This window comes from Pseudonocardia sp. DxW (assembly GCF_058448985.1).
Window position 1 is genome coordinate 1 of sequence record NZ_JBZFLK010000052.1, and the last position, 5,342, is coordinate 5,342.

Sequence of the window (5,342 nt, forward strand, 5' to 3'; positions counted from 1 at the left end):
GGGGTACTTCTTCGGTGCGGGCACCAGTGCCTTCCTTCCTGGTCCTCATCGAGAGAACCAGCCTTCAGACACTCCGGCAAAGCGGGGGAAGCTCACATCAAGACCTGCGCTCGCCGCTCGTCTGCGGCTGCCGGAACTACGGTACTCACGTCCGAGACAGGCCTGTGGCGTGATCAAAACTCATCGGGGCCCCTCCGTATCGGTCGGCCGGCCTGGTGGTCTGGGGCTAGCAGTGGCCAGGTCGGCTCGGGTGTCCTCTGGCTGCCGGCGGCTGATGATGATGCCGGTGACGACGAGGGCAGCTCCGAGCGGTTGGTTCCAGGTGACGGTCTCGCCGAGCACCAGTGCACCGAGCGCCACGCCGATGACCGGGGTCAGGTAGGTGACGCTGGAAGCGGTGGTGGCGCCCCATCCGGACACGATGTTGGTGTTCCAGATGTAGGCCATCCCGGTGCCGAACACTCCGAGCACGATCATGCTCGCGACGACGGCCGGGGTCAGGTTCACTGGATGATCGTCGATGATCGGGACGGCCACGAGGAGCACGACGGCGCCGATCCCGACCTGGGTGGCGGCTACCGAGGTGGCCGGCAGGCCCAGCGGTGAGACGAACCGCCGCAGATAGACGAAGGCGACACCGTAGCTGCCGGTCGCGATCAGGGAGGCGAGTTGGGCGCCGAGGCCGCCGGTGTCGGTCGCTTCGAGGAGCTGCCACGGGGCGAGCACGATCAGGACCCCGATCAGACCGAGACCGAGGCCGGCGAGTTGGGGCCGGTGCGGGCGTTCGGCACGCAGAGCTGCCAGCGTGACGAGCAGGGTCATCAGCGGCGTGGTCGCGTTGTAGATGCTCAGCAGGCCGGAGTTGATGTGCTGACCGGCCCACGCGAACAACGTGAACGGCAGCACACACAAGAACAGTGAGACGACACCGATGTGTCCCCACTGCCGCACGGATTGCGGTAGACGGACCTGCAGGACGAGCACGATCACCGTCAGGGCGAGGGCCCCGAGCGCCATCCGGGCGGTCGCGATCTGCAGCGGCGACAAGCCGTCGAGGCCGATCTTCATGAACAGGAAGCTCGACCCCCACGCCAAGGACAACGCAACGAACTGCAGCGGTAACAGGCGCGGACCGGCCGGACCGGACATCAGCTCGAGCTCCCCTCGACATCGGCTCCGGGGTGGAAGGTCGTCACCCCCTCAGTGATCACACCGCAGCGGCAGCCGCGCCTCTGGCGGAAAACAGACGCGAAGGTCGAAACGCCTCGAAGGTCCACTGCACGAGCACGTACGGTCGTCCGCAATGGACCGACGGGGAAGATGTCGGACGCGCTCCCCGCACATCGCGGCGTCGCGTGGCGCGAGACCGGCAGCGAGCCATCGGGTAAGACGCTTGGCTTCCCACGAGGCAGCGTTGATGAGTGCAGTTCGGGTGAGGGGAGACAGTTGTGACTTCCAGTGACGGCCGCGATCCCGCCACGGTCGGGTGTGGGCGGGAACCGTTCCCGCTGCGCGGCCGCACGGCGTTGGTGACCGGTGCCGGCCGGCGGGCGGGAATCGGGCATGCGATCGCGGTCAGGCTGGCGTCCTACGGCGCGAACGTCGTCCTGCATCACTTCCGCCCGCACGATGAGCAGCAGGAGTGGGGCGCCGACGACCTCGACGCGGTCGTCGCGTCGGTCCGGCGAAACGCGCTCGCGGAGGCGATGATCGGCGAGGTGGAGGCAGACCTCGCCGATCCGCTGGGCCCCGATCAAGTGATGCGCGAGGTCGCCGACCGGGTGGGGCATGTGGACGTGCTCGTCTGCAACCACGCGCTGACCGGGCAGGACGGAGCGCTCGGCGAGATCAGCGCGCACGAACTCGATCGGCACTGGGCGGTGGACGCGCGCTCGTCGATCCTGCTCGCCCAGGCCTTCGCCGGGCAGCACGACGGGCGCGGCGGTGGCACGGTGGTGTTCCTGACCTCCGGACAGGGCCTCGGGCCGCTGCCCGGCGAGGTCGCCTACGCCGCGGCCAAGGCCGCGATCGCCGGGGTGACGACCACGCTGGCTGATCAGCTCGCCGACTCCGGCATCCGGGTCAACACCGTCAACCCCGGCCCCGTCGACACCGGCTACCTCACCGACGACATGTGGCGGCTGGTCGAGCCGATGTTCCCGTTCGGGCGCTACGGCCGCCCCGACGACCCGGCGCGCCTGATCGCCTGGCTCGCGACCGACGAGGCGTCCTGGATCACTGGCCAGATCATCGATACCGAAGGTGGCTTCGGTCGCTGGCGTCCCCGCGGCGCGTAGTTGCGTTCCCGGTCGCGCTTTCTGGGTGGCGCGGTCGGTCCCCGTATCGCTAGTCTCCGACCAGAGAGGCGCCTGGTGTGGCCTGCCGCCCGCTCGCCGCAAGGCGTGGTGAACACACCGGATTCGGTCGTCACCGTCGGTCTGCGTCACGGTGTCCGTCCAGTAACGCGGGCGCTGGGCAGCAGGCACCAGGACGAGGCCATCATGGACATGACCATCGAGGCGGCGAAGTCGGCCGCCCGCACACTGCGAGCCGACCTGGCCGACCGCGACCTTGCGATCAGCCACAGTGCCGCGCTCGAGCTGGTCGCGCACCAGCTCGGCCTGCGGGACTGGAACACCGCCAGCGCCATCCTCGCCCGCTCTGCGACCGACGGTGTCGGTCTCGGCGCTCCGGTACCGGTGCTGCGGATCCAGCGTTTCGCCGACGTTCGAGAGTTCTATCTCGACTTCCTCGGCTTCCTCGTCGAATGGGAGCACCGTTTCGAACCGTCGATGCCGCTCTATGCCCGGCTCGTTCGCGGTGACACCCGGATCGACCTGTCCGAACACCACGGCGACGGCACGCCCGGGGCCGTCGTGTGGGTCCCCGTGATGAACGTGCACCGGCTGCACGCCGAACTTGGGCAGAAGCGTTACCCCGCCCAGCGGCCCGGGGTCGAACCGGACTCTCCCGGCGGCCCCACCCTCGATGTCACCGACCCGTCGGGCAACAGCCTGCGCTTCTGCCAGAGTGAGGACGAATGACACCCGATGACTGCAGGAGTGGTGACACCTGCCCGGGGGTCTCGGCGAGCTTAGCGGAGCCCACGGTGTGGATGCCGCACGAAGGCGCGAAGCACCAGTGCACCTTGTTGGCCTGGCCCTCACAGAGCTCCGAGTGGGGCGAGCTGCTTGATGCCGTACGTGCCGATGTGGCCGGGCTGGTCTGCGCCATCGCCGACTACGAGCCGGTCGTGCTACTCGCCTCGGGTGACGACCTCGCGGATGCGACGAGGATCGTCGGTGCGGCGGCCGAGGTGCTGCCGGTGCCCGTCGACGATCTCTGGGTGCGCGACACCGGCCCGACCTTCGTCCACACCAGCACCGGTGTCGCCGGTATCGATACCCGGTTCAACGGCTGGGGCAGCAAACAGCACCACGGCCGGGACCAGCTGGTCGCCGGCCGACTCCTCGACCACCTCGCCATTCCGCGCTTGATCGCCCCCCTGGTTACCGAAGGAGGCAGTCTCGAGGTCGACGGCGAGGCAACGTTGCTGGTGACGACAAGCAGCATTGTTAACGACAACCGCAACCCCGGGCGCGACCGCTCCGACCTCGAAGCCGACCTGCGCGCGATGCTCGGTGTCGAGCACGTGATCTGGCTGCCGGGCATCATCGACGGCGACATCACCGACGGACACGTCGACGGCCTGGCACGCTTCGCTGCTCCAGGCCTGGTCGTGCTGAATGCCCCACCGCCCGACTCCGACGTCGAGGACCTGAGGCTGCACCACGACGCTCGACAGGCCCTGACCACGGCTACGGACGCCGTCGGCCGAACATTGACCGTGGTCGAGCTCCCGGAGCCCGACCCGCACAGAATCGGCCCGCGCGGCTCCGACTTCCTCGCCTCCTACATCAACTACTACCTGCTCAACGGCGCCGTGCTGGCCCCAGCGTTTGGCGATCCGGCGGCTGATGATCGAGCCGCCGGCCTGCTTCAAGACCTATATCCCGGTCGCGACGTCGTGCAGGTCAGTATTGACACCCTCGCTGAAGGCGGCGGCGGCATTCACTGCGCCACCCAGCAACAACCCGCCATAGCGGCGGATCCTCCGGCCGTGCGGACGTCGTCTACAGTGACTCGGCTTCACATCGACGTGGGTTCCGGCAGTGCGGGCCGGTGGTTCTCGTGGTGATCTGCACCGTGTTCCGCCGGCGCGTCGAGCCGGAGGGCGCCATCCCCGTGCCGGTGGTCCCGGGGCGTTGGCTGGGCGGACTGGCCTGCGTACTCGCACCTGTTGTACTGCTGGTCGGCAGCGTTCTCCGCCTGCCGGACGACTTCTTCTTTCCCGAGCAGCTGGCCGCCTACGCTGCACACCCCGATCGGGTCGGTGTCGCGTACGCCGCGGTCGTCCTTGGCTGGGTGCTGCTGATACCTGCGGTCCTCGTACTCGGGTCGGCCATCGCACGGACGCATCCCGGTTGGGCACTGTGGGGTTCGTTGTTCGCCATCGCCGGGCTGTGCGCGCGTACCTTTCACGCCGGCGTGGACCACATGGCCTTCCAGATCGTCGACACGCTCGGTCTTGCAGCCGCCGAGACCGCCGTGGCCGACTCCTACCGAGCCTTCTACGTCCTCCAGATCGCCAACCCGCTCATCATGGTCAGCTGGGTCGTCCTCGCCGCCGGCGCCCACCTCTCCGGCTCATTCGGCATCGTGCGGACGATCGCGCTCGGTTCCATGGCCGCGCTCATGATCGGCGTGCTCAAGGGCAGCACGGCAACGTCGGCTGCGGTAGTCATCGGACTCGGGATTGCGCTGGTGCCACTGGGCTTACGTGTGCTGCGCGAAGGACCTGTCCCCGCACCTCGGTCCATCGCGGTCTGGTCGCTCGCAACGTTGGTGTGCCTCGGAGCACTGATCTTCCTCAGCCTAGGGGCCTGTCAAGAAGTCTGTGTAAGTCGATCTAGGAAAGTGCTCAGGACAGGTAGGGGTTGATGCGCTCGGGGTAGGCCAGGGCGAGGGCGCCGAGGGCTTGTTTCCAGCCCTGAACCACGGCTCCTTCGACGAGGCGGCCGGGCGCCCGGCGGGCGTTTGCGGGTAGGCCCTTCTCCTTCGCTCGTTGCCGGGCGCGTTTGTCCTCGATGTCGCGGATCGCGAGCCAGAGCAGCTTGATCGCGGCGTCGTCGTTCGGGAAGTGCCCCCGGTTCTTGATGATCTTGCGGAGCTGGTAGTTCAGCGACTCGATCGTTATCTGGAGTCGCTCGGCGGCCGTCCGCGACGTCGTCGACGGGCACGTGAGGTCCCGGATCTTGCCTGGTGGACGTGGTTATCTCCCG

Annotated in this window: 5 protein-coding genes and 1 pseudogene; 4 read left to right on the forward strand and 2 right to left on the reverse strand. The window is 68.1% G+C overall.

The window, feature by feature from the left end:
• Positions 1-180 precede the first annotated feature (180 nt).
• Entirely contained in the window at positions 181-1,149 is a 969-nt protein-coding gene (locus ACVJO7_RS33720) for a DMT family transporter (RefSeq protein WP_491676329.1), read from the reverse strand.
• 299 nt (positions 1,150-1,448) lie between these two features.
• On the opposite strand from ACVJO7_RS33720, the gene ACVJO7_RS33725 reads away from it, so the two are divergent.
• From ACVJO7_RS33725 to ACVJO7_RS33740, 4 genes are all read left to right on the forward strand, one after another.
• Positions 1,449-2,297, forward strand: coding sequence for an SDR family oxidoreductase (locus ACVJO7_RS33725; protein ID WP_491676330.1), 849 nt, complete (start codon positions 1,449-1,451; stop codon positions 2,295-2,297).
• Positions 2,298-2,501: 204 nt separating this feature from the next.
• On the forward strand, positions 2,502-3,044 hold the full coding sequence (locus ACVJO7_RS33730; protein WP_491676331.1) for a glyoxalase superfamily protein: 543 nt from the start codon (positions 2,502-2,504) through the stop codon (positions 3,042-3,044).
• A gap of 71 nt (positions 3,045-3,115) precedes the next feature.
• Positions 3,116-4,198 (forward strand): agmatine deiminase family protein, encoded by a 1,083-nt coding sequence (locus tag ACVJO7_RS33735; protein ID WP_491676333.1) that lies wholly within the window; start codon positions 3,116-3,118, stop codon positions 4,196-4,198.
• On the forward strand, positions 4,183-5,001 hold the full coding sequence (locus ACVJO7_RS33740; RefSeq protein ID WP_491676332.1) for a hypothetical protein: 819 nt from the start codon (positions 4,183-4,185) through the stop codon (positions 4,999-5,001). The genes ACVJO7_RS33735 and ACVJO7_RS33740 overlap by 16 nt, the downstream gene beginning before the upstream one ends.
• Here ACVJO7_RS33740 and ACVJO7_RS33745 read toward each other — a convergent pair.
• Positions 4,982-5,254 (reverse strand): annotated as a pseudogene (locus ACVJO7_RS33745) (transposase); the annotation flags it as partial. The gene ACVJO7_RS33740 and the pseudogene ACVJO7_RS33745 overlap by 20 nt on opposite strands.
• Positions 5,255-5,342 lie beyond the last annotated feature (88 nt).

Bases quoted from the DNA above. Each gene is read 5' to 3' on its own strand.
- ACVJO7_RS33720 (WP_491676329.1), bottom strand. From the start codon at position 1,149: ATGTCCGGTCCGGCCGGTCCGCGCCTGTTACCGCTGCAGTTCGTTGCG.
- ACVJO7_RS33730 (WP_491676331.1), top strand. From the start codon at position 2,502: ATGGACATGACCATCGAGGCGGCGAAGTCGGCCGCCCGCACACTGCGA.
- ACVJO7_RS33735 (WP_491676333.1), top strand. From the start codon at position 3,116: ATGCCGCACGAAGGCGCGAAGCACCAGTGCACCTTGTTGGCCTGGCCC.